This is a genomic window from Nocardioides sp. CPCC 205120 (genome assembly GCF_048654585.1).
Lineage (GTDB): Bacteria > Actinomycetota > Actinomycetes > Propionibacteriales > Nocardioidaceae > Nocardioides.
In genome coordinates, this window is record NZ_JBMCYY010000001.1 from 671,041 (window position 1) to 697,696 (window position 26,656).

Below are 26,656 nucleotides of genomic sequence, written 5' to 3' on the forward strand. Positions count from 1 at the left end.
GGGTGGTCGGTGAGCCGGTCCAGGGGCCCCGAGCCGAGCGCCGCTCAGCCCTGCGGGTGGCGCCCGAGGAAGCAGAGCAGCCGCTCGCCGGGCGTCGCCGCGAGCGGTGGCGGCACGGGCGCGGCGAAGCGGGCCGGGCGGTCCTGGGCCACGACGGTCGCGCCGGCCACGCCGAGCAGGTCCCGGGCCAGGGCGGCGGGCATTGCGGGCGGCGGTGCTGGGTCCAGCGCGACCGCCACGTCCCACCCGTGCACCGCCACCTCCAGCGCCGCGGTGGCGACGAGCACGGAGGTGGGCAGGGCGACCGAACCCGTGCGCACGGCACGCGGCGTCGGTCGCGCCCAGGCCCCCAGCAGCGCCGCGGCCTTGGCCTGCAGCAGGGGCACGCGGGGCACGGGGTGGCCGGCGGACCGCGGGTCCGGGACCGGTACGACGAACCCCGCCGCCGCCTCGGCGAACGCGTCGAGCGCGTCCTCCATGTGGGCCAGCAGGGCCGCGAGGTCCCACCCGACGCACGGCGTCGGCGCGCCCAGCCGATCGGGCCGGACGCGGGCCAGGTGCCCGCACGTCCAGGCCAGCGCCCGCTCCAGGAGCTCGACCTCGCCGGGGACGACGAGGTCGCCGGCGGTCACGACACGCCTGCGACGCCCGCGGGGTCGAGCGGACGGGGGTCGTGGTCGGCCGGCAGCGTGGCGGGCAGCCCGAACGTCTCGAAGAGGCGCTGGTCGAAGAACGCGCTGACGTGGCGCACGCGGTCGCCGTCGAGGTCGAGCACCTGCAGGTGGAACGGCTCGAAGTGACCGGCGGGCGTGCGCATGTAGAGGCCGAACGCGGGGGCGCCGCCGTTGGCCTGGGTGCGCACCATCGGCATGTCGTAGGTGCCGCCCGGGCACTTGGTGCCGATGAGGGTCGCGATGACGTCGGCCCCGACGTACCACCCGGTGAAGGGCGGCATCTCCCAGCTGGCCTCGGTGGTGAGGAGGTTGACGATCTCCGTCATGTCCTTGCGCCAGAACGCGTCGACGTAGCGGTCGAGCAGCCGTTGCTGCGCCGGGTTGAGCGACTCCTCGACGGTCTCGTCGGTCAGACCCTGCTGGGTCATCTGCGCGTGGGCGCGCTGGAGGGCGGAGTTGACGGCGGCCACGGTGGTCTCGAGCGCCTCGGCGGTCTCCTTGGCGCTCCAGCGCAGCACGTCGCGCAGGATGAGCACGGCCCGCTGCCGGGCCGGGAGGTGCTGCAGGGCGGCGACGAAGGCGAGGCGGATCGAGTCGCGCTCGGCCACGACCACCGCGGCGTCCGGGACCGGCTCGAGCCAGGGCACCTCGGGATTGGGGTCCAGCTCGCCGACGGTGGCCTCGGGGGTGCCGAGGGCGCTGGGCAGCGGGCGCTTCGGCTTGTTCTCCAGGTTGGTCAGGCAGACGTTGGTGGCGATGCGGTAGAGCCAGGTGCGCACCGAGCTGCGGCCCTCGAAGCTGCGCGAGGCCTTCCAGGCGCGCAGGAAGGTCTCCTGCACCAGGTCCTCCGCCTCGTGGGTCGAGCCGCTCATGCGGTAGCAGTGGGCCAGCAGCTCGCGGCGGTAGCGCTCCGTGAGTGCGTCGAAGTCGTCGAGCTCGCCGGGCTCCGCGGTCGCGGGCTCCGTCGTGACGGGCTCCGCGGGGGCGGACGTGGCGGTCGGGGTGGAGATGGTCACCGGGGCGCTCCTGGTGGTCTGGCGACGTCGGACTCCCATCATGACCCCGGCCGGCCCCGGAAATCATCGGTCGGACGGGCGATGATTCGCGGCGGGCCGCCCGGTCGGACCACGTGACCGGCCCGCAGGGGGCCGCCACCGAGAGGAACCACCGTGACCACCACCCAGCAGGCCACCGACCGCATGCTCTTCGTCAACCTCCCCGTCGCCGACCCCGCGGCGACCCGGGCGTTCTGGAGCGAGCTCGGGTTCACGATCAACGAGGCGTTCAGCGACGCCAACGCCACGTCGGTGCAGCTCAACCCGCTGACCGCCGTCATGTTCCTGGAGACCGGCTACTTCCACTCCTTCCACGGCACGACGCCGCCCGCCGGCGGCACGGGCGCCCTCTACTGCCTCTCCGCGAACAGCGCCGACGACGTGCGCGCGCTCGTGGAGCGGGCGTTCGCCCTCGGCGCGACGCCGGCCAGCGACCCCCAGGAGCAGGGCCCGATGTTCGGCTGGTCGTTCCGCGACCTCGACGGCACCATCTGGGAGGTCATGTGGATGGACCCGGCCGCCCTCGGCTGAGCGTGGGTCCCTCGGGGCAGGATGGCGCCGTCCGTCCGCTACCCCCAGGAGGTCCCGTGAAGCTGTGGAAGGTGCTCGGTCTCGCCGGGCTGGCCGGTGTGACCGCCACCGGTGTCGTCATCGCGCGCGACGCGCGGGCCCGGGGCCAGCTCAGCCCCGACGAGGTGCGCGAGCGGCTCCACCAGCGGCTCGCCGAGGCCGACGGGGCCGAGGACCCGTCGGCGGCGGTCACGGGAGCAGACGCAGACCCTTCGTGAGGCGGTCGACGACTCTCCGCGGGCCCACGAGGCTCACGGCGTGGTAGCCGAGCTGCGCCGACGGGGTGCGCCCCACGGCGAAGAGGTAGTCGTCGTACACCCGGGTGTGCTGCGCCTGCGTCGGCATGTCGACGAGCGCGACGTCCTCGCGGGCCGCCGCGCGGGCACGCACCGCCGCGAGCTGCTCGGGCGCGGCACCGAGGACCGTGCAGCCCAGCCACGGCAGCCCCGGGTGCGCCGAGCCGTCGGCGTCGTCGACGGCCGGCCCCAGCAGGCCGGGCACCCGGTCCACCGTCGCCCCGGCGACGCAGACCGCGGCGTTCACGGCCCGGCCGGGCGGCAGCGTCTCGTCCACGACGACCACCCACTTCAGCGGTACGTCGCGGGTCGGGGCCGCGGTGTCGATCTCGTGCGGACCGAATCCGATCGGCGGGGCGGCGCCGATCGGTGGCGCAGCGCCGATCGGTGCGGTGGCGGTCTCGGTCACGGTCGTCTCCTGGTCGGTCGTCGGGCGGGGCGCCGGTGACGCTAGGAAGTCGCGCGACGAGACCGCAACCACTCCGGACATCGTCAGGGAGAATGGCCCTCGTGGCTGACATGAACGAGCTGGACCGGGCGATCCTGGCCGCCTGGGCGACGGATGCACGCCGGAGCCTGCGCGACATCGCCGCCGAGGTCGGCGTCTCGGCGACGACGGTGCACGACCGCGCCCGGGGGCTGCAGCGGCGCGGTGTGGTGCGGGGCGCGCGCCTCGACGTGGACCTCGCGAGCATCGGCCGGCCGGTGCAGGCCCTCATCGCCGTCCGGATCCGCCCGCCGTCGCGGGCGAACATCGAGGCGTTCCGCGACTGGGTGAGCGCCCTGCCGGAGACGGTCGGGGTGTTCGTGACCTCGGGCGGCGCGGACTTCATGGTGCACGTGGCCGTCCCCGACAACGACCACCTCTACGCGTTCGTCATCGACCGGCTGACCTCGCGCGCCGAGATCGCCGACGTGCAGACGTCCGTGATCTACGAGCACCTGCGCAGCGACCGCGTGCCGCCGGCCTAGCCGCCGGGGCGGCCGCCGGGGTGGCCGCCGGGAGGGAGCCGGACCGGTCGGGGCCGGCCGGCCATCCGGTCAGCCCTCGGCGTCGAACGCCCAGACGACGAGCTCGGTCCCGTCGTCCCGGGGGACGACGACCTGCTCGCCGGCGTCCCGCAGGCGCCAGGCGTCTCCCTCCCCCCAGACTGGCGCCGCGGGTGCGTCGTACCCCCCGGCCCCGTGTCGGGCGGTGCGCTCGGCGGCGTGCTCGGGCAGCGTGACGGCGCCGCGGGCGACGTACACGTGGAGCAAGGGGGCGTCGGGCAGCCGGAGCGGTGCGCCGGCCCGCGGCCGCGCGACGAGCAACGTGGCGCCGCGGGTGCCGAGCGGGAGCCCGTCCGCGCCGGCCAGCGGCGTGAAGCCGTCGGCGTCGAGGACGGCGGTGGTGCGGGTGGTGCGGGGCGCGCGGCCCGGCTCGTCGGGGCGCAGCCACACTTGCAGGAACCGGGTGGGGCCGGCCGCGGGGTCGACGAGCTCGCTGTGCCGGATGCCGGAGCCGGCGCTGGTGACCTGGACGGTGCCGGCACCCAGCGCGGCGCGGGAGCCGTCGACGGTGTCGGTGTGGGTGAGCTCGCCGTCGAGCACCCACGTGACGATCTCGAGGTCGCTGTGCGGGTGGTCGGGGTAGCCGCCGCCCGGCGCGACCCGGTCGTCGTTGTGGCAGACCATCGGGCCGAACCCGAGGTTCGCGGGGTCGTAGTGCGGCCCGAACGAGAAGGCGTGGACCGTCGTGCGGTCCGCGCGCACGGTGCGGAAGGCGTCCGCGCCGCGCCGCACCTCGCCCGGGAGGCCGGGCGCGGTCACGTCAGCGCCCGCGCGATCCGCTCCACGAGGGCCTCGAGCCGTTCGGGGGTCGTCGCGAGGTTGAGGCGCACGTGCCCGTCGAGCCCGGGTTCGTAGTCGTGGCCGGGCGCCGGCCGGGCGCCGTGCTCGGCGGCCGCGGCGGCGGGGTCGGCCACGCCGTACGCCCGCAGGTCGAGCCACGCCAGGTACGTCGCCTCGAGCGGCCGCGTCCGCGCCCGCGGCAGGTGGGTGGCGAGCAGGTCGCCGAGCAGCGCGCGCTGGGCGGCCAGCCGGTCGACGAGCGCGGCGAGCCAGTCGTCGGCGTCGCTCCACGCGGCGACACCGGCGGCGACGCCGAGGCGCGAGACCCCGTGGTTCGCCGAGTGCAGCACCCCGCGCAGGGCGGCGGCGTCGTCCGGGTCGGGGGTGACGAGGTGCGCGCACGCGAGCCCCGGCACGTTGAACGCCTTCGACGCGCTCGTCACGGTGACGCCGCGGGGGTCGACGGCGAGGTACGGCGTGAACTCCCCCCTCGCCCCGGCCGCCGCGCCGCCGGGCGCGGGCAGCACGAGCGGGGCGTGCACCTCGTCGGCGACGACGCGTGCGCCGTACCGCTCCGCGAGGTCGCGCACGGCCTCGAGCTCGGCGCGGGTCCAGCGGCGGCCCAGCGGGTTGTGCGGCGAGCAGAGCAGGAGGCCGCGGGCGCCGGCGGCGAAGGCGGCCTCGATCCGGTCGAGGTCGAGCACCGCGGTGGCGGCGTCGGGGTCGGTGGGCAGCGCGACGACCTCCCGGCCGGCCAGCGCCAGCACCTCGCGGAACGGCGGGTAGCAGGGGGTGGGCAGCACGACCGGTCCGGGCGGCACGAGGGTCTCGACGGCCACGCGCAGGCCGGTGATCACGTCGGGCGTGAGGGTGAGCGACCCGGCCGGCACGTCCCAGCCCCAGTGCCGCGCGGCGAACCCGCGGAAGGCGTGGGCCAGCGCGGAGGTGTCCGAGCCGTCGTCCTCGGCGCCGTCGAGGGAGAGGTGCGGGTAGCCCGTGCGGCCCGCCCGCAGCGCGGCGGAGACCGCGTTGGTGACGGCCGGCGGCGGCGCGTAGTCCATCTCCGCCACCCAGGCGGGGATCGTGCCCTCGGGGACGGCCGCCCACTTCAGCAGGGCGGCGCGGGCCTCGGCGTCGGTGAGGTCGCGGATCACGTCTCGACGGTAGCCGGGTCAGCCGCGCTCGCCGGCGGGCCGCCACGACGAGGTGCTGACCTCCTGGCCGTCGACGACGTCGAGGGGGTACGCCGCGGGGTCGAGCGCCACGCCCACCCCCGGGCCGTCGGCGGTGCCGTCCGGAACGAGCTGCAGCTGGGCGGTGGTCTCGTCGAGGTACTTCTCGCCGTCCCAGGTGCCCACCTGGTCCCCGCGCCAGCCGACGAGCACCTGGGCGGCCGCGCCCGGCTCGAGGCGCACGGTGCGGGCCTGGCCGTCGGCCGGGTCGTTCCAGGTGCCGTCGGTGCGCACGAGGGTCAGGTCGGAGCCGGAGATCCCGGTCGCGTCGACGCCCGGGAAGCCGTCGAGCACGCAGGGGAGGGTCGAGGTGTTGGTGACCGTGATGCCCGTCTGGCGGTAGCCGGTCGCGGCGTCGACGATGCCCGCCGCGGCGCTGAGCTGGGAGGGCTGGCAGGTCGCGCCAGCGGCGGGTGCCGCGCCGTCGGGGTCGCTGACGGGGTCCGGCTGCGGGGGCGCCGTCGGGAGCGGGGACGGCTCGCCGGTGAACCCCGAGCCGTCGCGCGGGGCCTCGTCGGAGGGAACGGTGTCGGACGGGGCGGCGTCGGACGCGCCGGTGTCGCGGGCGCGGTCCTCCGTCGTACCGCAGCCGACCAGCACCAGCACCGCCGCGGCGGCCGCAGCCACCTCGATCCCCCGAGCACGCATGCGCTCAGGGTACGGCCGCCGGACGCGGGCTCGAACGCGTGCCCCACCGACTCGTGAGACGCGATTCCCATCCTTTGAGACGCCAGGCGTAGCCTTCACCGGTCCCCCACCGCTGTCACGGAAAGACCCATGTCCACCGCACACGCCCCCTCCGCGACCGACGCCCCTGCCAACCCGCGCTCCCGCGTGCTGGTCGCGAGCCTCGTCGGCACGACGATCGAGTTCTACGACTTCTACATCTACGCCACCGCCGCGGTGCTGGTCTTCCCGCACCTGTTCTTCCCGGCGGGGAACGACACCACGGCCCTGCTCGCCTCGTTCGCCGTCTTCGGCGCCGCGATGGTCGCCCGCCCCCTCGGCGCGGTCTTCTTCGGCCACCTCGGCGACCGGAAGGGACGCAAGGTCACGCTCGTCGCCTCGCTGCTCACGATGGGCGTCGCCACCTTCGCGATCGGCCTGCTCCCGACGTACGCGCTCGTCGGCTGGTTCGCGCCGCTCCTGTTGGTGCTGATGCGCCTCGCGCAGGGCTTCGCGATCGGCGGCGAGTGGAGCGGCGCCGCACTCGTGGCCACGGAGAACGCACCAGCCGGCAAGCGCGCCTGGTACGGCACCTTCCCGCAGCTCGGCGCCCCGCTCGGCTTCATCCTCGCCAACGGGCTGTTCCTGGCCATCGCCGCGCTGATGCCGTCGGACGACCCGTCCACGCCGTCCGACATGTTCCTGTCGTGGGGGTGGCGCATCCCGTTCCTCTTCTCCGCCTTCATGGTCGTGGTCGGTCTCTACGTCCGGCTGCGCCTCGTCGAGAGCGCCGCGTTCCAGCGCGCGGTGGAGGAGGGGAAGGTCACGAAGCTGCCGCTGGGCGAGGTCGTCCGCACGCACTGGCGAGAGCTGGTGCTCGGCACGTTCTACATGCTCGCCACCTACGTGCTCTTCTACCTGATGACGACGTACTCGCTGAGCTACGGCCGCGCCGCCACCGACGCCGCGGTGCCCGGTCTGGGCTACACCTACAACGGTTTCGTGCTGATGATGATCGTGGGCGTCGTCTTCTTCGGCATCTTCACCATGGTCTCCGGCCCGGTCGCCGACCGCTTCGGGCGGCGCGCGCACCTGCTCGTCGTGACCGCCGGCATCATCGTGTTCGGCCTGTGCTGGGTGCCGCTGCTGGAGGCGGGCGACGTCGGCGTGATGGCGTGGCTGATCCTGGGGTTCAGCCTGATGGGGCTCACCTTCGGCCCGATGGGCGCGCTGCTGCCCGAGCTCTTCGCGACGAACGTGCGCTACACGGGCTCCGGGCTGTCCTACAACGTCAGCTCGATCCTCGGCGCCGCCGTCGCCCCGTTCATCGCGGTGTGGCTGTGGGGCCTGGGGGACGGCAGCCCGTTCCTCGTCGGGGTCTACCTCTCGGTGATGGGCCTGCTCACGCTCGTCGCGCTGGCCGTGGGTCGCGACACCCGCAGCCTCGACATCGACCGCTGACCGGAGCGCCCACCACGCCTCGCCCTCAGCCCGGCAGCGCCGCCACGGCGCGCGTGGCCTGCTCGATGGCGCGCTTGGCGTCGAGCTCGGCCGCGACGTCGGCGCCGCCGACGAGGTGGCGGCCGGCCGCGGCGGCGGTCGCGGCGGGTGAGGCGGGCGCGGCGGCGAGCGCGTCGTACAGCCCGCGCACCGACTCCTGCCCGGCGCACACGACGACGTGGTCGACGGCGTAGAGCCGCTGCTCCCCGTCGACGGTGACCCACAGGCCGTCGTCGTCGACGCGGTCGTAGGTGACGCCGGAGACCTGCACGACGCCCGACTGCTTGAGCACGGCGCGGTGCGCCCAGCCCGACGTCTTGCCGAGGCCGACGCCGATCGGGGTGGTCTTGCGCTGCAGGAGGTACACCTCGCGGGGTACGGCGCGCGGCTTGCGGTCGGTGAGCCCGCCCCGGTCGAGCGCCGGGTCGCCGACGCCCCAGTGCGACTTCCACGCCTCGACGTCGTGAGGCGTCTCGGTGGGGTCGTGGGTGAGGAAGTGGGCGACGTCGACGCCGATGCCCCCGGCGCCGATCACCGCGACGCGACGGCCGCAGGTGACGCGGCGGGCGAGGACGTCGGCGTACGAGACGGCCTTGGGGTGGTCGATGCCGGCGATGTCGGGCAGGCGGGGCTCGACGCCGGTGGCGACGACGACCTCGTCGAAGGCGGTCAGGTCGCCGGGGCGGGCCTCGGTGCCGAGGCGCACCTCGACGCCCAGCACCTCGAGCCGGCGGGTGTAGTAGCGCAGCGTCTCGGCGAACTCCTCCTTGCCGGGGATCTGCATCGCCAGCCGGAACTGCCCGCCGAGGTGGGTGTTGCGCTCGAAGAGGGTGACGGCGAAGCCGCGCTCGGCGGCCGAGGTCGCGGCGGCGAGGCCGGCGGGGCCCGCGCCCACGACGGCGACGGTGCGCCGCCGCCGGGTCGGCGCGAGCACGAGCGTGGTCTCGCGGCAGGCCCGCGGGTTCACCAGGCACGAGGACTTCTGGTTGCTGAACGCGTGGTCGAGGCACGCCTGGTTGCAGGCGATGCACGTGTTGATCTCGTCGCCGCGGCCCTCGGCGGCCTTGGCCACGAGCTCGGCGTCGGCGAGGAAGGGCCGGGCCATCGAGACGAGGTCGGCCTCCCCGGCGGCGAGGATCTCCTCGGCCATCTCGGGAGTGTTGATGCGGTTCGACGCGCAGACGGGCACGTCGACGCCGGCCGCCCGCAGCGCCGCCCGCAGCCGGGCCGTCGAGTCGCGCCACGCCGCCCGCGGCACCTGCGTGATGATCGTCGGCACCCGCGCCTCGTGCCACCCGATGCCGGTGTTGAGCACGTCGACGCCGGCCTCGACGAGGCGCAGCGCCAGCTCCTCGGTCTCTTCCCACGTCTGCCCGTCCTCGACGAGGTCGAGCAGCGAGATGCGGTAGTCGAGGAGGAAGTCGTCCCCCACCAGCTCGCGGGTGCGGCGCACGACCTCGAGCGGGAACTGCATCCGCTTCTCCGCGCTGCCGCCCCAGCGGTCGGTGCGGTCGTTGGTGCGGGCGGCGAGGAACTGGTTGATCAGGTAGCCCTCGGAGCCCATCACCTCGACCCCGTCGTACCCCGCCTTCTGCGCCAGCCGCGCCGCCCGCGCGAAGTCGCTCGCGGTGCGGTCCACCGCCTTCGTGCTGAGGGTGGCGGGCTTGAACGGGGTGATCGGGCTCTTGCGGGAGGAGGCGCTGACGCTGAGCGGGTGGTAGCCGTAGCGGCCCGCGTGCAGCACCTGCAGCACGATCTTCGCGCCGTGCTCGTGCACGGCGTCGGTGACCTGCACGTGCCGCGCCGCCTGCAGCCGGTTCGTCATCTCGGACGCGAGCGGCTTGAGCCAGCCGCGCTTGTTCGGCGCGTAGCCGCCCGTGACGATGAGCCCGACCCCGCCGCGGGCCCGCTCGGCGAAGTACGCCGCCAGCTTCGGCAGGTTCCAGGGCGCGTCCTCGAGCCCGGTGTGCATCGAGCCCATGACGCTGCGGTTGCGCAGCGTGACGCTCCCGGCGCCGTGCGCGGTCGGGATCGTCAGCGGGCTGAGGAACGTCGGGTACGGCGTGGGGCCGGTCATCGGGTCTCCTCCGGGTCGGCGGGGGTCGAGGTCGGGACGTACTCGGGTGCCGCGGGCGCGGCGGGGGCCGCGTCGTGCGCGGTGAGGTACTCGGTGAGCCAGGTGACCCAGAACTCCTCCATGAGGAGGCCGCCGCGCAGCACGAGCCAGCGGTCGAGGGCGGCGCCGGTGAGGGCGGCCGGGTCGGGGAACTGCTCCGCGGCCATCCCGCGGAAGGTGGTGAGCCGGGCCCGGTGGTCGGCGAGCCGCGCGGCCAGGTGGGCGAGCAGGGCCCGGCGGTCGCCGTACGACGCCGCGCGCATCTTCACCGCGATCTCGGTGCGCAGCCGCTCGGGCGGGCTGGGCTCGCCGAGCCAGGCGGCGAGGACCTCCTCGCCGGCGGGGGAGACGGCGTACACCTTGCGGTCCGGCTTGCCGGCCTGCACCACGGTCTCGACGCTCACCCAGCCGTCGTCGGCCATGCGGGCGAGGGTCCGGTAGACCTGCTGGTGGCTCGCGTGCCAGAAGAACCCGATGGTGCGCTCGAAGCGCTGCGCCAGCTCGAGACCGGACCCGCTGCGCTCGCGCAGCGCGACGAGGAGGACGTGCTCGAGGGCCATGGCCGCAGCATGGCATGCAACGAGTTGCAGTGCAACGAGTTGCATGGGTTGAGCCGGTGCTCGGCTCCACGACGCCAGTCGCGGTGCCAGCGATAGTCGAGGACTACCGCTGACACCGCGACCGGGTCAGGTCAGCCGCTCAGGCGGCCGGCCCCCCAGGGCTCAGGCCCACACCCGCGGGCGGAGCCAGCCCATGACGCCGCGGTAGTCGTACGTCGCGACGTTGGCGGCACCGGGGTTCTGCTGCAGCACGGTGACGGTGTTCCAGTTCGCCGAGAGCACGATCGCGATGTGGCCGTAGCCGCCGCCCCAGCTCGTGTCCCACACCAGCAGGTCGCCGGCCCGGGGCACCGAGCTCGGGTCGGTCGAGACGTTGGCGTGGCGCTCGAAGGCGCGGGCGTTGCCGTTGCTGCCGTAGAGCAGGTAGGCGTTCGCGGCGCCCGTGTTGCCGCCGGTGTAGACGGTGCCGATGCCGTTGTCGAGCGTGAACCGGGCGGCGAGGTCCCAGCACTGCGCGCCGTAGTAGCCGTCGACGTCCACCGCGCGACCCACGTAGGCGTTGCGGAACGCCTGGGCCGCGGCGGCGGCCCGGGCGGCGCCGGTGCTGCCGCAGGCCGGTACGACGGGGTCGTTGCTGCCCGTGTCGAGCAGGCCGTCCCAGACGTAGCCGCCGCTGGTGCGGTTCCAGACGTTCGACGTCACGCCGTAGACGCCGCCGGACACCGTCTGGCCCCGCACGTGGCACTCGAGGCTGACGGACGAGCCGTCCGGCAGGGTGCGCACGACGCCGGAGGCCGTGGTGGCGCTGGCGCGCACGACCGCGGGCACGCCGCCGGTCACGACCCGGACGGTGACCGCCTGCGTCGAGACCGACTGGGTCGACACGCCGGCCGGGGCCGGGGCCGACACGCTGGTCGGGGCCGGCCCGGCGGGCGCGGCCGTGGCCGGCGCGCCCGCGAGGAGGACGGTGGTGGAGAGGGTCGCCGCGCCGAGCAGGGCGGAGACGGTACGTCGTGCTGAGGGCATGGAGGCTCCTTGTGCGTTCCCGAGAGTCGCGCCCAGCCGCACAGGTGGGCGCCGGGACCGACCCTAGGGCAGGGCCGCCACGGGACGCAGCGCCTGACGTGACAGGTCGGCGACGGTCGGGTAGCCGTTGATCGCCATCGTCAGGTCGGTCTCGGCGAGCAGGCACCGCAGCACGTGCTCGACGCCGGCCTGGCCGCCGACGGCGAGGCCGTAGGCGTAGGGGCGGCCCACCGCCACCGCCCGCGCCCCGAGGGCGAGCGCCTTGACGACGTCGGGCCCGCCCCGCACGCCCGAGTCGAAGACGACCGGCGCGTCGCCCGCGGCGTCGACCACCTCGTCGAGCACGTCGAGGGCGGGGAGGCCGCCGTTGGCCTGCCGCCCGCCGTGGTTGGAGCAGTAGATGCCGTCGACGCCTGCGTCGACCGCGCGCCGGGTGTCGTCGGCGGAGCAGATGCCCTTGAGCAGGATCGGCAGCTCGGTCAGCGAGCGCAGCCACGCCAGGTCGTCCCAGCCCAGGCTCTGGTTTCCGAAGATCATCGCCCAGTGGCCGACGGCGCCCTGCGGGTCCTCCTCGGGCGGCGCCGCGAGGCGGGAGCGGAACACGGGGTCGGAGGTGTAGTTGGCCAGGCACAGCCCCTTGAGCTGCGGGAAGCTGGCGAGGGCGAGGTCGCGCGGGCGCCACCCCAGCGTGAGGGTGTCGAGGGTGATGACGAGGGCGGTGTAGCCCGCCGCCTCCGCGCGCCGCACCAGGCTCTCGGTCAGCTCGCGGTCGTTGGGCGGGTAGAGCTGGAACCACCCGGGCGTGTCCCCGAGCTGCGCCGCGACGTCCTCCATCGGGTCCTGCGACAGGGTGGAGGCGATCATGGGTACGCCGGTCGCGGCCGCCGCGCGGGCGGTCGTGAGGTCGCCGTGACCCTCGGGCTCGCAGATGCCGAGGACGCCCACCGGCGCCAGCATCAGGGGCGTCGCCAGCCGCTGGCCGAACATCTCGACCCCCAGGTCCCGCTCGGCCGCGCCGGCGAGCATGCGCGGCACGAGGCCCCACCGCTCGAAGGCCCGCACGTTCGCGCGCTGGGTGTGCTCGTCGCCGGCGCCGCCCGCGACGTACGACCACACCTCGGGCGACATCGCCTCCTCGGCCGCGGCCTCGAGGGTGCGGAAGTCCATCGGCAGGCTCGGCCTCGTGCCGCCCAGGCCCTCGAGGTAGATGCCGAACTGCCAGTCGCCGTGGTTGGCCACGTCGCGCCTCCTGCTCGTCGTCGGCGTCGACCCCCGGCGCCCGCGACGGAGCGTAGACCCGCCTCCCAGCCGCGGGGCGGCGCTCAGTGCGCCAGCTTGAGCCCGATCACGCAGGCGACGATGCCGAGCAGCAGGAGCGCGCGGACCAGCGAGAACGCCTCGGCGCCGGTCACCATCGCGTACGACGCGGTGAGCGCCGCGCCGATCCCCACCCACACGGCGTACGACGTGCCCACCGGCAGCGTGCGCATCGCCCACGCGAGCCCGGCCATGCTGGCCACGACCGACACGCCGAACACGACGCTGGGCACGAGGCGCGTCAGTCCCTCCGACCGCGACAGCGCGGTCGCCCAGACCGCCTCGAGACATCCCGACAGCACCAGCACGATCCACGCCATGCCCCCGCATCCTGCCGTGCGCGTGTCACGGGGAGGTGTCGCGTGGTGTCCACCTCCACCGAGCGATCGCTCGGCCACCCCTCGCGACGTTGACAGTGGATCTGTCATGATCCGGCCCATGGCGCTCTCCCTCGGACACGGAACCGGCCCCCTCGCGGGCCTCAAGGTCGTCGAGCTGGCCGGCATCGGCCCGGGCCCGCACGCCTGCATGATCCTCGCGGACCTCGGCGCCGACGTGATCCGCGTCGACCGTCCGGGCGGCGGCGCGCTGAGCGTCGTGGCCGACCCGCGCCACGACCTGCTGACGCGCGGGCGACCCAGCGTCGCGGCCGACCTGAAGGACCCGGTGGCCCGCGACACGGTGCTCGACCTCGTGGCGGGCGCCGACGTGCTGGTCGAGGGCCTGCGCCCCGGCGTCACCGAGCGCCTGGGGCTCGGCCCCGACGACTGCCTCGCGCGCAACCCCCGCCTCGTCTACGGCCGCATGACCGGGTGGGGCCAGACCGGCCCGCTGGCCCAGGTGGCCGGCCACGACATGGACTACGTCGCGATCGCCGGCGCGCTGCACGGCCTGGGCCAGGACAGGAGCCGGCCGCACTTCCCGGCGAACCTGGTCGGCGACTTCGGCGGGGGCTCGACGTACCTCGTCATCGGCATCCTCGCCGCGCTGCTCGAGCGGGGGGTCAGCGGGAAGGGCCAGGTGGTCGACGCCGCCATCGTCGACGGCACCGCCCACCTCAACGCGATGACCTCCGCGATGCTCGCCGGCGGGGCGCTGAAGGAGGAGCGCGCCGCCAACCTCCTCGACGGCGGCATCCCCTACTACGACGTCTACGAGACCGCCGACGGCGAGCACGTCGCGGTCGGGGCGCTCGAGCCGCAGTTCTTCGACGCGCTCGTGACCACGCTCGGCATCAAGGAGTCCGCGCCCGGCCAGGCCGACTTCGACGAGTACGACGACCTCCGCGAGGCGCTCGCGGACGCGTTCCGCACCCGCACCCGCGACGAGTGGGCCGAGGTGTTCGACGGCAGCGACGCCTGCGTCGCACCGATCCTGCGGCTCAGCGAGGCGGCCGAGCACCCCCACATGGTGGCGCGCGGCGTGTTCGTGGAGCACGAGGGCGTCGTGCAGCCGGCCCCCGCCCCGCGCTTCTCCCGCACGGAGCCGACGCTCACCCTCGCGCCCTCGCGCGCCGGTGAGCACACCCGCGAGGCGCTCGCGGCCTGGGGCGTCGAGGGCGTCGACGAGCTCATCGCGTCGGGGGCGTTCGTCCAGGCCTGAGGCGTGGTCTCTGGTAGGAACACCACGTGCCCGTCGAGCTGCTGCGTCCCGCCACCCCCGACGACGTCCGGGGTCTCGCCGACTGGACCTGGCTGCCCGGCCTGACCACCCACCAGCCCCTGCTGGTGACCGCCTTCGCCGACGTCGTCCTCGCCGGCGACGACGGGCTGTGGTTCCTGTCGACGGTCGAGGCAACGCTCGAGCGCTGCTGGGACGACCTCGACGGCCTGCGCCGCGCGCTGGACGACGTGGAGGAGCAGGACCGGTTCCTCTACGCCTGGCTCGCCGAGGGCGCGGCCCGCCGCGGCGTCGAGCCCGGGCCCGGCCAGTCCTACGCGTTCACGATCGCGCCGGTGCTCGGCGGCGCCTTCGAGGCGGGCAACGTGCAGGTGCTCGACACGGTCGTGGCCCTCTCGCTCACCGGTCAGCTCCACCGCCAGACCGGGACAGGCGGCACCCCGGGCTGGTAGAGAGGTGACGTGGACCTCACCCTCAGCCCCGACCAGGAGGCGTTCCGCGCCGCCGCCCGCGAGTTCTGCGACCGGGAGGTCGTGCCGTTCCGCGCCGAGTGGGACCGGGCGGAGGCCGTCGACCTCGCGATCGTCCCCAAGCTGGGGGAGCACGGCTTCCTCGGGCTGATGATCCCCGCGGAGTACGGCGGGCTCGAGCTCGACCTGCTCACCTACTGCCTGGCGATAGAGGAGCTGGGGCGCGCCGACTCCGCCATCCGCGGCATCGTCTCGGTCTCCGCGGGCCTCGTCGGCAAGCCGGTGCTGGCGCACGGCACCGAGGAGCAGAAGCAGCGCTGGCTGCCGGGCATCGCCAGCGGGGAGCTGCTCGGCTGCTTCGGCCTGACCGAGCCGGGGCACGGCTCGGACGCCGCGAACCTGCGCACCCGCGCGGTGCGCGACGGCGACGACTGGGTGATCGACGGCGAGAAGATCTTCATCACGAACGGCACGTGGGCCGACGTCTGCCTCGTCTTCGCCCGCACCGGCGGCCCCGGTCCGCGGGGGGTCTCGGCGTTCCTCGTGCCGACCGACACGCCCGGCTTCGAGCGCCGCGAGGTCAAGGGGAAGCTGGGGCTGCGCGGCCAGGCCACCGCCGCCCTGTCGTTCTCGGGGGTCCGGGTGCCGGGCGACGCGCTGCTGGGCGAGGAGGGCGGCGGCTTCCGCATCGCGATGTCGACGCTCGACACGGGCCGCATCGGCATCGCCGCGAGCTGCACCGGCATCATCGCCGGCTGCCTGGCCGCGACGGTGGCCTACACGGGCGAGCGCGAGCAGTTCGGCAAGCCGGTGGCGGCGCACCAGCTGGTGCAGGAGCTCGTCGCCGACATGTCGGTCGACGCCGACGCCGCCCGGCTGCTGGTGTGGCGCGCGGCCGACCTGGCGATGCGCGGCGAGCCCTTCTCGACGGCCGCCTCCAAGGCGAAGCTGTTCGCCTCCGAGGCCGCGGTGCGGGCGGCGAACAACGCCATCCAGGCCTTCGGCGGGTACGGGTACGTCGACGAGTACCCGGTGTCGAAGTACATGCGCGACGCCCGCGTCATGACCCTCTACGAGGGCACGAGCCAGATCCAGAAGCTGCTCATCGGCCGCGCCGAGACGGGTATCGCCGCGTTCGGGTGAGGCGCTGCCTAGGCTGGCGCCCATGTACCGACTCCGCAACGGTGTGCAGACCTACTCCTGGGGCTCCCCGGACGCCATCCCGCGGTTCCTCGGCGAGCGCCCCGACGGCACGCCGGTCGCGGAGGTCTGGATCGGCACGCACCCGCTGCAGCCCTCGACCGCGGTCGACGCCGCCGGCGACGCGAAGCCGCTGTCGGACCTGACGGGCGACCTGCCCTTCATGCTCAAGGTGCTCGCCGCCGCGCAGCCGCTCTCGCTGCAGGTGCACCCGAGCAAGTCGCAGGCCGAGGACGGGTACGCCGAGGAGGAGCGCGCGGGCATCCCGCTGGACGCGCCGAACCGGGTCTACAAGGATGCGAACCACAAGCCGGAGATGGTCTACGCGCTGACGACCTTCGACAGCCTCATCGGGTTCCGCCCGACCGTGGAGATCCTCCGCGTGCTCGCCCCGCTGGAGACGCCGCTGACGCAGCGGCTCGCGGAGGACCTGCGCGCCGACCCCGGCTTCGCCGGCATCGTGCGTCGCGTCGAGTGGCTGCTGTCGCAGCAGGTCACCCCGGCGCAGGTCGGCGAGGTCGTCGGCGCCTGCCGCGCCCTCGGCAAGATGGGCATGGACATCAAGCGCGCCTACTCCACGGCCGTGGAGATCTCGGAGTACTTCCCGGACGACGTGGGCGTGGTCCTCTCCCTCATGCTCAACCGGATGACGCTGCAGCCGGGCGAGGCGGCGTACCTCGGGGCGGGCATCATCCACGCCCACCTGAAGGGCCTCTGCCTGGAGGTCATGGCGTCCTCCGACAACGTGCTGCGTGCCGGCCTGACGAAGAAGCACGTCGACGCCGCGGGCCTGGTGGCCTGCCTGGGCGCGACGGGCATGGCCCGGATCGCCCGCGTGAACCCCGAGTTCGTGCTGGCCGAGACCGAGGTCTTCAGCCCGGCCGACGTCGAGTTCGCGCTCGCCGTCACGCAGGTCTCCCACGCGGACCCCGAGGGCGTCGCGGTCGTCAGCGCCAAGCAGTCCCTGCTGATCTGCACGGGCGGCGAGGTCGAGGTCCGCTCCGCCGACGGGGAGCGGGTCGCGCTGGCCCGCGGTGAGTCGGTCTTCCTCGGCCCCGACGACCGCGACTGCGTGATCGTGGGCCTGGGCGAGGTGGCGCAGGCGTTCGAGCCCGCCCGCCGCGCGGTGCACTCGCGTCTCGTCGACGTCGTCTGAGGCCCCCCCGAACCCTCTGGACAGCAGCCGGGGGTGGCCCGGGAGCCAGGGTCAGTCGGTGGCGTGCACCGGACGCATGGTGCGGGTCAGCCGCGTGCGCGACGCCGCGAGCCCGGCGCTGACGGCGGCGACGATGGCCTCGCCCTCGAGCACCCCGCAGGTCAGCAGGTCCACGTTGGCGAGCCGGTGCTCGGGCCAGGTGTGCACCGCGAGGTGCGACTGGGAGAGCACCAGCGAGGCGGTGACCGCGCCGTTGGGGAACACGTGGCCGGCCTCGCCGAGCACGACCGCCCCGCCGGCGGCGGCCGCGGCGCGCAGCAGGGCGCGGAGGGCGACCTCGTCGGTGAGCACCGTCGGGTGGTCGGTCCACACGTCCAGCGCGTAGGAGCACATCTCGTCGCCCGAGGGCGCCGTCACGACCGCGGCGACGGCGGGCGGGACGGGAAGGGCGGTGGACTCGGGCACGGCGGTGCAGCCTACGCCGCGGGGACCGGGCTCAAACCCCGTCCGGCTCACGTGGTGGCCGGCCCCTCCTTGCGCAGGTCGGTCGGCGTGCGCCCGTCCTCGGTGTGGGGCACGTCGGGCAGCGACGGGTGCGCGCCCGCCGGTCCCTCCGGGCCGTCGGTGCCGGCCGCGTCCTGCGGGTGCGTGTCCTCGGCGACGGCGTCGTCGATCCGCTCGTTGAGGTAGCGGAGCACCTCGGCCACCGTCGCGGCGACCGGGACGGCGAGGAAGGCGCCGGTGATGCCGAACAGCGACGAGCCGGCGGTGACGGACATCAGCACGATCGCGGCGTGCAGGTTCATCGACTTGCCCTGCAGCCAGGGGGAGAGCACGTTCCCCTCGAGCTGCTGCACGGCCACGATGATGATGAGGACGATCAGGGCGTCGCCCGGGCCGTTCGTCACGAGCGTGACGAGGCAGGCCAGCGCGCCGGCGGCGACGGCGCCGACGATCGGGATGAAGCCGGCGAAGAAGGTCAGGATCGCCAGCGGGATCGCCAGGGGCACGCCGATGATGACGAGCCCCAGGCCGATGAGGATCGCGTCGATGAGCGAGACGAGGGCCTGGGTGCGGATGAAGCCGCCGAGCGTGTTCCACGCCCGGGCGCTGACCTCGACGAAGTGACCGCCCACCCGGTGGCCGCCGATGGCGGAGACCCACGGCAGGAAGCGGTGCCCGTCCTTGATGAAGAGGAAGGTCAGGATGAGCATCAGCACGAGGTTGATGAGGGCGTTCGTGACGGCCGTGACGCCCGTGAGGACCCCGGAGCTGATCGCCGAGGCCTGCGACGAGAGCTCGTCCTGGAGCGTGGTGAGGGCGTCGGTGATCTGTCCGTCGCTGATGCCGAGCGGACCGTCGCTGAGCCAGGTGCGGATCTGCCCGACGCCGTCGACGGCGGAGTCCGCGATCTCGTTCGACTGCCCCGCGATCTGGGGGGCGAGGAGGAACCCGACGAGCACCAGGCTCCCGAGGAACCCGATCATCACCGAGGCCGCCGCGAGGGCCGCGGGCACCCCCCGCCTGCGCAGGAACGTGACCGGCGGGGCCAGGACCGTCGACAGCACGAGGGCGAGCGAGACGGGGAACCACACCATCCACGTGTGGCCGACGGCCCAGCCGATGATGAAGAGGGCGGCCGCGCCGACGACGACGCGCACGCCCCAGACGTTGACGCGGGACAGGCCGCGGTCGATCACGTCCGCCCGGTCGGGCACGGCGCGGGGATGGAGGTCGGGCGCAGGGCTCGTCACGCGCACCAGCCTAGGTGTCGCCTGGGGAGCGGGAGCGTTCGAGCCCACCTTGTTACCCGCGAGTCACCTAAATCACGTGCCCCCGTTCCCACGATGACAGTAATGGTGTCATTATCGGATCCGGACCCGGATCTCCCCGGCCCCAGACGCGGGTGCAGATCCCACACGACCATCGAGGCAGGCAAGGACCGACATGGCAGAAGCATTCGTGTACGACCACGTTCGTACGCCGCGCGGCAAGGGCAAGAAGACCGGCTCCCTCCACGAGGTGAAGCCCATCGACCTGGTCGTCGGCCTGATCGACGAGACGCGCAAGCGGAACCCCGACCTCGACCCCGCCCTCGTCGACGACGTCGTGCTGGGCGTCGTGAGCCCGATCGGCGACCAGGGCGGCGACATCGCCAAGGCGGCGGCGCTGAAGGCGGGCCTGCCCGACGAGGTCGCCGGCGTGCAGCTCAACCGCTTCTGCGCCTCGGGCCTCGAGGCCGTCAACCAGGCCGCCTCCCGCGTGCGCGGCGGGTTCGAGGACCTCATCCTCGCCGGCGGCGTCGAGTCGATGAGCCGCGTGCCGATGGGCTCCGACGGCGGGGCCTGGGCGATGGACCCGCGCACCGCCCTGCAGACCAGCTTCGTGCCCCAGGGCATCGGCGCCGACCTCATCGCCACCGTCGAGGGCTTCAGCCGCGAGGACGTCGACGCCTACGCCGCCGAGTCCAACGCGCGTGCCGCCCGCGCCCGCGAGGCCGGCTACTTCAAGAAGTCGGTCATCCCCGTCGTCGACGAGAACGGCCTCACGGTCCTCGACCACGACGAGTTCATCCGCCCCGGCACGACGGTCGAGAGCCTGGCGGGCCTCAAGCCCTCCTTCGCCGACATCGGCAAGGGCGCCGGCTTCGACGACGTGGCGCTCGAGAAGTACCACTGGCTGGAGAAGATCGACCACGTCCACCACGCCGGCAACAGCTCGGGCATCGTGGACGGCGCGGCCCTCATGGCGATCGGCACCGAGGAGGCGGGCACCCGCGCCGGGCTGACGCCCCGCGCCCGCATCGTCTCGGCCGCCGTCTCCGGCGCCGACCCGGTCATCATGCTGACCGGTCCGGCCCCCGCCGCCCGCAAGGCGCTGGCGAAGGCCGGCCTGACGGTCGACGACATCGACCTGTTCGAGATCAACGAGGCGTTCGCCGCGGTCGCGATGCGCTTCATGCGCGACATGGGCATCGGCCCCGAGATCACCAACGTCAACGGCGGCGCCATCGCCATGGGCCACCCGCTCGGCGCGACCGGCGCGATGATCCTCGGCACGCTGATCGACGAGCTCGAGCGCCGCGAGCTCAAGCGCGGCCTCGCCACGCTGTGCGTCGGCGGCGGCATGGGCATCGCCACCATCGTCGAGCTCGTCTGAGCGTCGTACCGGACATCGAGAGAGGAACCCATGACCGAGCAGACCGCCGTCCGCTACGACAAGGACGCCGACGGGATCGTCACCCTGACGCTGGACGACCCGAACCAGAGCGCCAACACCATGAACGACCTCTACCGCACGTCGATGATCGACGCGGTGGAGAAGCTGTACGCCGAGCCGGAGGGCTCGGTGAAGGGCGTCATCATCGCCAGCGCGAAGAAGACCTTCTTCGCGGGCGGCGACCTCAAGGGCATGGTGCAGGCCACGCCGGAGGACGCCGCGGACGTGTTCGCGATGGTCGAGGACGTCAAGGCCCCGCTGCGCAAGCTGGAGCTCTACCCCGCCCCCGTGGTCGCCGCCATCAACGGCGCCGCGCTGGGCGGCGGGCTCGAGATCGCGCTCGCGGCCAACCACCGCATCGCGTGGGACAACCCGAAGGTGCAGATCGGCCTGCCCGAGGTGCAGCTGGGCCTCCTGCCCGGCGGTGGCGGCGTCACCCGCACCGTGCGCATGTTCGGCCTGCAGACCGCGTTGATGGACATCCTGCTCCAGGGCACGCGCTTCAAGCCGGCCCAGGCGAAGGAGAAGGGCCTCGTCGACGAGCTCGTCGCCGACCTCGACGGCCTCGTGCCCGCCGCCAAGGCGTGGCTGGCGTCGGTCGAGGGCGACGCGGACGCCGCGAAGCAGCCGTGGGACCGCCCCGGCTACAAGATGCCCGGCGGCACGCCGTCCACCCCGAAGCTCGCCCAGTTCCTCCCGGCCTTCCCGGCGCTGCTGCGCCAGCAGGTCAAGGGCGCGCCGTACAAGGCCCCGCGGGCGATCCTGTCCGCCGCCGTCGAGGGTGCGCAGGTCGACATCGACACCGCCTCGCGCATCGAGTCGCGCTACCTGGCCGGCCTCGTCGTCGGCCAGCAGAGCAAGAACATGATCCAGGCGTTCTTCTTCGACCTGCAGGCCATCAACGGCGGCTCGCTGCGTCCCGACGGCCACGAGAAGTACGTCGGCCGCAAGGTCGGCGTCCTCGGCGCCGGCATGATGGGCGCGGGCATCGCCTACGTCTTCGCCAAGTCGGGCGCGCAGGTCGTGCTGAAGGACGTCACGACCGAGGCCGCCGATCGCGGCAAGGCCTACTCGGAGAAGCTGCTCGACAAGGCGATCTCCCGTGGTCGTGAGACCGAGGAGGGCAAGGCCGAGTTCCTCTCGCGCATCCACGCCACCGCCGACCCGGCCGACTTCGCGGGCGTCGACGTGGTCGTCGAGGCCGTCTTCGAGGACCCGTCGCTCAAGGCCAAGGTGTTCGCCGAGATCGCGGAGCACGTCAACCCCGACGCGCTCCTGTGCTCGAACACCTCGACGCTGCCGATCACCGAGCTCGCCGAGGGCGTCGACCGCCCGAAGGACTTCATCGGCCTGCACTTCTTCAGCCCCGTCGACAAGATGCCGCTCGTGGAGATCATCCGCGGCAAGGAGACCGACGACGCGGCGCTGGCGAAGGCCTACGACCTGGTGCAGCAGATCAAGAAGACGCCGATCGTCGTCAACGACAGCCGCGGCTTCTACACCTCGCGCGTCATCGGCTTCATGGTCAACGAGGGCCTGCAGCTGCTCGCCGAGGGGGTGCACCCGCAGACCCTGGAGCGCGCGGTCACCCAGGCCGGTTACCCGGTGGGCACCCTGCAGCTCTCCGACGAGCTCAACATGGAGCTCATGGCCAAGATCGCCAAGGCGACGGCGGACGCCGCCGAGCGCGACGGCCTCGACTACGTGCCGCACCCGGGCCTGAAGGTCGTCGAGAAGATGATCGAGATCGGTCGTCCCTCGCGCCTCAAGGGCGCCGGCTTTTACGAGTACGACGAGTCCGGCAAGCGCCAGGGCCTGTGGAAGGGCCTGTCCGAGGTGTTCCCGGTCGCGGAGCAGCAGCCGCCGCTGCGCGACGTGCAGGACCGCGTCCTCGTGCTCGAGGCGCTCGAGACGGCCAAGTGCTTCGAGGAGGACGTCATCACCTCGGCGGCCGCCGCGAACATCGGCTCGATCATGGGCATCGGCTTCCCGCCGTACACGGGTGGCGCGGCCCAGTTCATGACCGGCTACGAGGGTGCCGACGGCGAGATCGGCCTGGCCGCCTTCGTCAAGCGCGCCGACGAGCTGGCAGAGCAGTACGGCGACCGCTTCCGGCCGACCGACCACCTTCGGAAGATGGCCGCCAACGGGGAGTCCTTCCCGGTCTGACGGCCTTCCGCGATCCATCACCGGGCCGGTGCCCCTCCCCAGGGGGCACCGGCCCGGTGCCGTCCGTGGGGGGCGACGCGCCGGGCAGGACCAGGTCGCCGTGCCGCACCCGCTCGGCGAGCGACGCCACGAGGTCCCCGGAGGCACGCCAGCCCCGCACGGCCTCGGAGTGCACGGCCCGGCGCTCCACCAGCACGTCGACGGTCCACGGGCGTCGGAGCACGACGCGCGTGAGCCAGTAGAGCGGGAGCACGAGGAGGAACAGCGCAACCTCCAGCACGAGCACGCCGGTGAGCAGCAGCAGCGGGAGCACGACGAGCCCGACCACGACGCCGAGCACCAGGCCGGCCAGGTCGTCGCCGATCCAGTCGGGCTGGGCGGGCTCGTAACCGACCCGGCGCCGCGGGCGCCAGGGCAGCAACCGTCGCCGTACCCGCACCTGCCGCCCCCGGGGGTCCACCACGTCCACGGGGGCATCATCGACCCGGCGGCCGCCCCGCCGCGTGCGAACGGCGTTCTTGCCCCTGCTGCCTACGGTGGGGGGCGACCGGACGACGAAGCACGGAAGGGGAACGACATGGGTATCGCGGACAAGGCGAAGAACACCGTCGACGACCTGGGCGGCAAGTCCAAGGAGCACGTGGGCGACGCCACCAACGACGACGAGCTCAAGGCCGAGGGCAAGAAGGACCAGACCAAGTCCTCGCTCAAGCAGGCCGGCGAGAACGTCAAGGACGCCTTCAAGTCCTGACGTCTCGACGCACCACGACGGGCTCCCCGATGATCCGGGGGGCCCGTCGTCGCGTCGGGAGGCGTTCCATCCGGCCGGCCTGCGGCGCCGAACCCCTGCCGACACCCGGACGACCCCGAGGAGCACCATGAGCACCCTGCACGACTTCACCGCCACGCGGCTCGACGGCACCGAGGAGCCGCTGGACACGTACGCCGGGCGGGTCGTGCTGGTCGTCAACACGGCCAGCAACTGCGGCTTCACGCCGCAGTACGAGGGCCTCGAGGAGCTCTACCGCACGTACGGCGAGCAGGGCCTGGTCGTGCTCGGCTTCCCGTGCAACCAGTTCGCGGGCCAGGAGCCCGGGGGCGCGGACGACATCGGCGAGTTCTGCCAGCGCAACTACGGCGTCTCGTTCCCGATGTTCGACAAGGTCGACGTGAACGGCTCCGACGCCCACCCGGTCTTCGACTGGCTCAAGAAGGAGAAGGGCGGCCTGCTCGGCGGCCGGATCAAGTGGAACTTCACCAAGTTCCTCGTCGGCCGTGACGGCCGCGTCGTGAAGCGCTACGGCCCCACGACCAAGCCGGCCGACATCGCCGCCGACATCGAGGACGCGCTCGCCGCCGCTGGCTGAGGTGCTCGCGCGGTCCGGTGGTTGAGGTGCTCGCGCGGTCCGGTGGTTGAGGTGCTCGCGCTAGCGAGCCTCGAAACCACGCCCGGCCGCCGCGCAGCTGGGGTGTTCCCTCAGCGCCCGAGCAGCCGGCGGGCGCCGGTCGGCCACCACTGGCCGGCGCCGGGGCCGCCGTTGCACGTGCCGTCGGACTCCCCGGGGCGCTTCACCCACGCGTAGAAGTCCACGCCACCCGCGTTGACGACCCGCGGCTTGCTGCCCAGGCGCGCGTGGGGGGTGTTGCACCAGGTGCCGTCGCGGGCCGGGCCGACGCCGTTGCGGGAGGTGTCGACGAGCTGGCGCTTGCCGGCGTACCCCCGCGTGGCGAGCGCCGCGACCAGGGAGCGGCCGTAGGCGAGCTCGTCGTTGGTGGTGCGGTAGTTGCTGACGTTGGTCGCGACGCCGCGGGCCCACTGCACGCCCGACTGGGCCAGGCGGTCGGCCATCACGTTCGCCGGGTGCCACGACGAGTGGCCCGCGTCGACGTAGACCCACGTGCCGTTGCGCGCGAACGTGTAGGTCGCGTAGCGGATGAGCGACGTCCACAGCTCCTGGCCCGCGCACGAGCCGAGCAGGCCGAGCGCGTCCGGCTCGAGCACCACGACGGCGCCCTTGCCCTTGAGGCCGAGGGCGATCTGCTCGACCCACAGGCGGTAGGAGCGGGGGTCGAACCCGCCCGACGAGTGGCTGCCGCAGTCGCGGTTCGGGAGGCCGTAGACGGCGATCATCGGCGTCCGGTTCTTCTGCCGGCCGTAGTCCGCCCACGACGCCGCCGCCGCGCGCGCCCGGTCGACGGGCACCGCCTCGGTGAACCAGCGGGTGTGGGTGTTCGCCGCGACGGGGGTGTACGTCGCGTCCCGGCGTGCCGCCCCCATGGCCGGGCTGGACGGGTCGACGAGCACGCCGCGTCGCAGCCGGATGTCGACGGCCGCGGCCGCCTGGACCGCGTGGGCCGCCTGGGCCGCCTGGGCCGCCTGGGCCGCCTGGACCGCGGGCGCGTCCACGGCGGGCGTCGCCGCGCGGGCCGACCCCGTCAGGCCGGTCAGCAGCGTCGCGAGGAGCACGACGGCGAGCGCGGCGGGGACGAGGACGAGGTGCGCGGCGCGGGCAGGCGTCCGCGTGGACGGGGTGGGGGGCACGGCCGCAGCGTAGGGCGGCCGGCCGCCGCCGCACGGGCGATGGGCGGGACCCTGCGGAGAAACAGCGCTTGGCTTGAGCCGGCCCCCGGCGTACTGTCGCGATATATCGCGAGCGGTCGACGAACGGTCGGCCACGTCTACGGAGGGGGCACGGCATGTGGGACGCCGACAAGGTCGAGGGGTTCGACGACGACGAGCAGGAGAACGGGCGCGGACGCCGACCGCACCCGCGCGACGGCGGCCGGCGCGGTGACTTCCCCGCGTGGCCCGGGCTCGGGGGCCCCTTCGGTCCGGCCGCCTTCGGCGCGGCCTTCGGTCCGCGGCGCGGCGGCGGGCGCCACGGGCAGCCCGTGCCGCCGTGGGTCGCCGGGCTCCTCGGCTTCGACGCCCCGCCCCAGCACGGTCACGGTGGCGGGCCCAAGGTGCGCCGTGGCGACGTGCGGGCGGCGATCCTCGACGTGCTCGCCTCGGGGCCGCGCAACGGCTACCAGGTGATCAGCGAGATCGCGGAGCGCTCGCACGGCGCGTGGAAGCCGTCGCCCGGCTCGGTCTACCCGACGATTCAGCAGCTCGAGGACGAGGGCCTCGTCGTGGCCGACGACGCCCGGGGTCGCCGCACCCTCACCCTGAGCGACGAGGGGCAGGAGTACGTCGCGCGCCACACCGAGGAGCTGGCCGCCGTGTGGCGTCCCTTCGCCCCGCGCGCGGAGGGACCGCAGGGCGCGCTCCCCGAGATCGGTCAGGTCATGAACGCCCTGTGGCAGATCGTGTCGACCGGCACCGACGCGCAGCGCAAGGAGGCCCTGACGGTGCTCGCCGAGGCCCGACGCCGCCTCTACGGCATCCTCGCCGAGGGCGACGAGTGAGCGGGTCCGGTCGGGTGCGGCTCTCCGACGCGGAGCGGCAGGACGCCGCCGCCGCGCTCGGCACCCACTTCGCCGAGGGCCGGCTGGACCCCGTCGAGCACGACGAGCGCTCCACCGCGGTGTGGGCGGCGCGCTTCGCCGACGACCTGCGCCCGGTGTTCGAGGACCTGCCGGCGCCGTACCCCGGTGCGCTCGCCCCGGTGCGGGCGAGCGACTGGAACGCCCCGCGCCCGAACCCGCGGAGCCGGCGTGCCCGGCGCCCCCGGGGTGAGGGGCCGCCGGCCTTCGTGCCGACCGCCGTGCTCGTGGCCCTGCTCGTCGGGGGCGTGCTCCTCGGCATCGCCGTGCTGCGGGTGCTGCTCGCCGTGGTGCCGCTCCTCCTGCTCGGCGGACTGGCGTTCCTCGTGGTCCGCCGGCTCGGCCGGCGGGGCGGGGTCGGCCCGCACGGGACGCTCCCGGGGCGGGGAGGCGCGCCGTACCGCGGTTGAGGACCGGGAACGACGACGCCCCCGCACCCCGGTGATGACCGGGGGCGGGGGCGTCGGGTGCGTCGGGGGTCGCCCGGCGCGCTG

The 26,656-nt window shown here is 74.0% G+C and carries 29 protein-coding genes; 14 read left to right on the forward strand and 15 right to left on the reverse strand.

All coding sequences use genetic code 11. The features are described from left to right. Nucleotides 1–44: 44 nt before the first annotated feature. Together ACOACO_RS03130 and ACOACO_RS03135 are read right to left on the reverse strand one after the other, a co-directional pair. Entirely contained in the window at nt 45–632 is a 588-nt protein-coding gene (locus ACOACO_RS03130; RefSeq protein WP_420294791.1) for a TIGR03086 family metal-binding protein, read from the reverse strand. Beyond that, a complete protein-coding gene (locus ACOACO_RS03135) occupies nt 629–1,690 on the reverse strand; it encodes a sigma-70 family RNA polymerase sigma factor (protein ID WP_420294792.1) in 1,062 nt (353 codons plus the stop codon). Before ACOACO_RS03135 ends, ACOACO_RS03130 begins: the two co-directional genes overlap by 4 nt. A gap of 153 nt (nt 1,691–1,843) precedes the next feature. Between ACOACO_RS03135 and ACOACO_RS03140 the strand changes: the two genes are divergently transcribed. Further along, nucleotides 1,844–2,260: a VOC family protein gene (locus ACOACO_RS03140; RefSeq protein ID WP_420294793.1), complete on the forward strand. Its 417-nt coding sequence runs from the start codon at nt 1,844–1,846 to the stop codon at nt 2,258–2,260. A 56-nt stretch (nt 2,261–2,316) separates the two neighbouring features. Further along, nucleotides 2,317–2,517, forward strand: coding sequence for a hypothetical protein (locus ACOACO_RS03145; RefSeq protein WP_420294794.1), 201 nt, complete (start codon nt 2,317–2,319; stop codon nt 2,515–2,517). Here the strand turns inward: ACOACO_RS03145 and ACOACO_RS03150 are convergent. Next, the gene (locus tag ACOACO_RS03150; RefSeq protein ID WP_420294795.1) at nt 2,489–3,004 is read right to left on the reverse strand and encodes a DUF2000 domain-containing protein; all 516 of its coding nucleotides are present in this window, start codon (nt 3,002–3,004) and stop codon (nt 2,489–2,491) included. The two genes, ACOACO_RS03145 and ACOACO_RS03150, sit on opposite strands and share 29 nt — an antisense overlap. A 110-nt stretch (nt 3,005–3,114) precedes the next feature. Between ACOACO_RS03150 and ACOACO_RS03155 the strand changes: the two genes are divergently transcribed. Next, nucleotides 3,115–3,567, forward strand: coding sequence for an Lrp/AsnC family transcriptional regulator (locus ACOACO_RS03155; RefSeq protein WP_420296289.1), 453 nt, complete (start codon nt 3,115–3,117; stop codon nt 3,565–3,567). A 69-nt stretch (nt 3,568–3,636) separates the two neighbouring features. Here the strand turns inward: ACOACO_RS03155 and ACOACO_RS03160 are convergent, their stop codons facing one another. Genes ACOACO_RS03160 through ACOACO_RS03170 form a run of 3 tightly spaced genes read right to left on the reverse strand, consistent with a single transcriptional unit; the run spans nt 3,637 to nt 6,305 of the window. After that, nucleotides 3,637–4,404, reverse strand: coding sequence for a pirin family protein (locus ACOACO_RS03160; RefSeq protein ID WP_420294796.1), 768 nt, complete (start codon nt 4,402–4,404; stop codon nt 3,637–3,639). After that, a complete protein-coding gene (locus ACOACO_RS03165) occupies nt 4,401–5,579 on the reverse strand; it encodes a MalY/PatB family protein (protein WP_420294797.1) in 1,179 nt (392 codons plus the stop codon). Before ACOACO_RS03165 ends, ACOACO_RS03160 begins: the two co-directional genes overlap by 4 nt. An 18-nt stretch (nt 5,580–5,597) precedes the next feature. Then, complete coding sequence (locus ACOACO_RS03170; RefSeq protein ID WP_420294798.1) at nt 5,598–6,305, reverse strand: DUF4232 domain-containing protein; 708 nt, start codon at nt 6,303–6,305, stop codon at nt 5,598–5,600. Nucleotides 6,306–6,434: 129 nt separating this feature from the next. Between ACOACO_RS03170 and ACOACO_RS03175 the strand changes: the two genes are divergently transcribed. After that, nucleotides 6,435–7,784: an MFS transporter gene (locus ACOACO_RS03175; RefSeq protein ID WP_420294799.1), complete on the forward strand. Its 1,350-nt coding sequence runs from the start codon at nt 6,435–6,437 to the stop codon at nt 7,782–7,784. 25 nt (nt 7,785–7,809) lie between these two features. Here the strand turns inward: ACOACO_RS03175 and ACOACO_RS03180 are convergent, their stop codons facing one another. The 5 genes from ACOACO_RS03180 to ACOACO_RS03200 form a co-directional block, all read right to left on the reverse strand. Continuing rightward, nucleotides 7,810–9,900: an FAD-dependent oxidoreductase gene (locus ACOACO_RS03180; RefSeq protein ID WP_420294800.1), complete on the reverse strand. Its 2,091-nt coding sequence runs from the start codon at nt 9,898–9,900 to the stop codon at nt 7,810–7,812. After that, nucleotides 9,897–10,499, reverse strand: a complete 603-nt coding sequence (locus ACOACO_RS03185) for a PadR family transcriptional regulator (protein ID WP_420294801.1) — start codon at nt 10,497–10,499, stop codon at nt 9,897–9,899. The genes ACOACO_RS03180 and ACOACO_RS03185 overlap by 4 nt, the downstream gene beginning before the upstream one ends. A gap of 162 nt (nt 10,500–10,661) precedes the next feature. After that, complete coding sequence (locus ACOACO_RS03190) at nt 10,662–11,525, reverse strand: CHAP domain-containing protein (RefSeq protein ID WP_420294802.1); 864 nt, start codon at nt 11,523–11,525, stop codon at nt 10,662–10,664. A 63-nt stretch (nt 11,526–11,588) separates the two neighbouring features. Then, entirely contained in the window at nt 11,589–12,764 is a 1,176-nt protein-coding gene (locus tag ACOACO_RS03195; RefSeq protein ID WP_420294803.1) for a lactate 2-monooxygenase, read from the reverse strand. Between the two features lie 83 nt (nt 12,765–12,847). Further along, entirely contained in the window at nt 12,848–13,162 is a 315-nt protein-coding gene (locus ACOACO_RS03200; RefSeq protein ID WP_420294804.1) for a DMT family transporter, read from the reverse strand. Between the two features lie 118 nt (nt 13,163–13,280). On the opposite strand from ACOACO_RS03200, the gene ACOACO_RS03205 reads away from it, so the two are divergent. Genes ACOACO_RS03205 through manA form a run of 4 tightly spaced genes read left to right on the forward strand, consistent with a single transcriptional unit; the run spans nt 13,281 to nt 17,288 of the window. Continuing rightward, entirely contained in the window at nt 13,281–14,444 is a 1,164-nt protein-coding gene (locus ACOACO_RS03205) for a CaiB/BaiF CoA transferase family protein (RefSeq protein ID WP_420294805.1), read from the forward strand. Nucleotides 14,445–14,470: 26 nt separating this feature from the next. Then, on the forward strand, nt 14,471–14,914 hold the full coding sequence (locus tag ACOACO_RS03210; RefSeq protein WP_420294806.1) for a hypothetical protein: 444 nt from the start codon (nt 14,471–14,473) through the stop codon (nt 14,912–14,914). A gap of 9 nt (nt 14,915–14,923) precedes the next feature. Next, the gene (locus ACOACO_RS03215; protein WP_420294807.1) at nt 14,924–16,075 is read left to right on the forward strand and encodes an acyl-CoA dehydrogenase family protein; all 1,152 of its coding nucleotides are present in this window, start codon (nt 14,924–14,926) and stop codon (nt 16,073–16,075) included. Nucleotides 16,076–16,097: 22 nt separating this feature from the next. Beyond that, a complete protein-coding gene (gene manA, locus ACOACO_RS03220; protein ID WP_420294808.1) occupies nt 16,098–17,288 on the forward strand; it encodes a mannose-6-phosphate isomerase, class I in 1,191 nt (396 codons plus the stop codon). 51 nt (nt 17,289–17,339) lie between these two features. Here manA and ACOACO_RS03225 read toward each other — a convergent pair whose 3' ends face one another. Both ACOACO_RS03225 and ACOACO_RS03230 read right to left on the reverse strand, forming a co-directional pair. Then, nucleotides 17,340–17,753 (reverse strand): S-adenosylmethionine decarboxylase, encoded by a 414-nt coding sequence (locus tag ACOACO_RS03225; RefSeq protein ID WP_420294809.1) that lies wholly within the window; start codon nt 17,751–17,753, stop codon nt 17,340–17,342. Nucleotides 17,754–17,800: 47 nt separating this feature from the next. Continuing rightward, entirely contained in the window at nt 17,801–19,042 is a 1,242-nt protein-coding gene (locus ACOACO_RS03230) for an AI-2E family transporter (RefSeq protein WP_420294810.1), read from the reverse strand. 193 nt (nt 19,043–19,235) lie between these two features. Between ACOACO_RS03230 and ACOACO_RS03235 the strand changes: the two genes are divergently transcribed. Next, complete coding sequence (locus ACOACO_RS03235) at nt 19,236–20,447, forward strand: acetyl-CoA C-acetyltransferase (RefSeq protein ID WP_420294811.1); 1,212 nt, start codon at nt 19,236–19,238, stop codon at nt 20,445–20,447. Between the two features lie 30 nt (nt 20,448–20,477). Further along, nucleotides 20,478–22,676: a 3-hydroxyacyl-CoA dehydrogenase NAD-binding domain-containing protein gene (locus ACOACO_RS03240; protein WP_420294812.1), complete on the forward strand. Its 2,199-nt coding sequence runs from the start codon at nt 20,478–20,480 to the stop codon at nt 22,674–22,676. Here the strand turns inward: ACOACO_RS03240 and ACOACO_RS03245 are convergent. Then, entirely contained in the window at nt 22,576–23,145 is a 570-nt protein-coding gene (locus ACOACO_RS03245; RefSeq protein WP_420294813.1) for a hypothetical protein, read from the reverse strand. The genes ACOACO_RS03240 and ACOACO_RS03245 overlap by 101 nt on opposite strands. 108 nt (nt 23,146–23,253) lie before the next feature. Between ACOACO_RS03245 and ACOACO_RS03250 the strand changes: the two genes are divergently transcribed. Both ACOACO_RS03250 and ACOACO_RS03255 read left to right on the forward strand, forming a co-directional pair. Beyond that, complete coding sequence (locus ACOACO_RS03250) at nt 23,254–23,427, forward strand: CsbD family protein (RefSeq protein WP_420294814.1); 174 nt, start codon at nt 23,254–23,256, stop codon at nt 23,425–23,427. A gap of 127 nt (nt 23,428–23,554) precedes the next feature. After that, nucleotides 23,555–24,043 (forward strand): glutathione peroxidase, encoded by a 489-nt coding sequence (locus ACOACO_RS03255; RefSeq protein ID WP_420294815.1) that lies wholly within the window; start codon nt 23,555–23,557, stop codon nt 24,041–24,043. Nucleotides 24,044–24,153: 110 nt separating this feature from the next. Here the strand turns inward: ACOACO_RS03255 and ACOACO_RS03260 are convergent, their stop codons facing one another. Next, entirely contained in the window at nt 24,154–25,218 is a 1,065-nt protein-coding gene (locus tag ACOACO_RS03260; protein ID WP_420294816.1) for a glycoside hydrolase family 6 protein, read from the reverse strand. Between the two features lie 155 nt (nt 25,219–25,373). On the opposite strand from ACOACO_RS03260, the gene ACOACO_RS03265 reads away from it, so the two are divergent. Further along, complete coding sequence (locus ACOACO_RS03265; protein WP_420294817.1) at nt 25,374–26,084, forward strand: PadR family transcriptional regulator; 711 nt, start codon at nt 25,374–25,376, stop codon at nt 26,082–26,084. Continuing rightward, entirely contained in the window at nt 26,081–26,572 is a 492-nt protein-coding gene (locus tag ACOACO_RS03270) for a DUF1707 SHOCT-like domain-containing protein (RefSeq protein ID WP_420294818.1), read from the forward strand. Before ACOACO_RS03265 ends, ACOACO_RS03270 begins: the two co-directional genes overlap by 4 nt. The last annotated feature ends 84 nt before the right edge of the window (nt 26,573–26,656 follow it).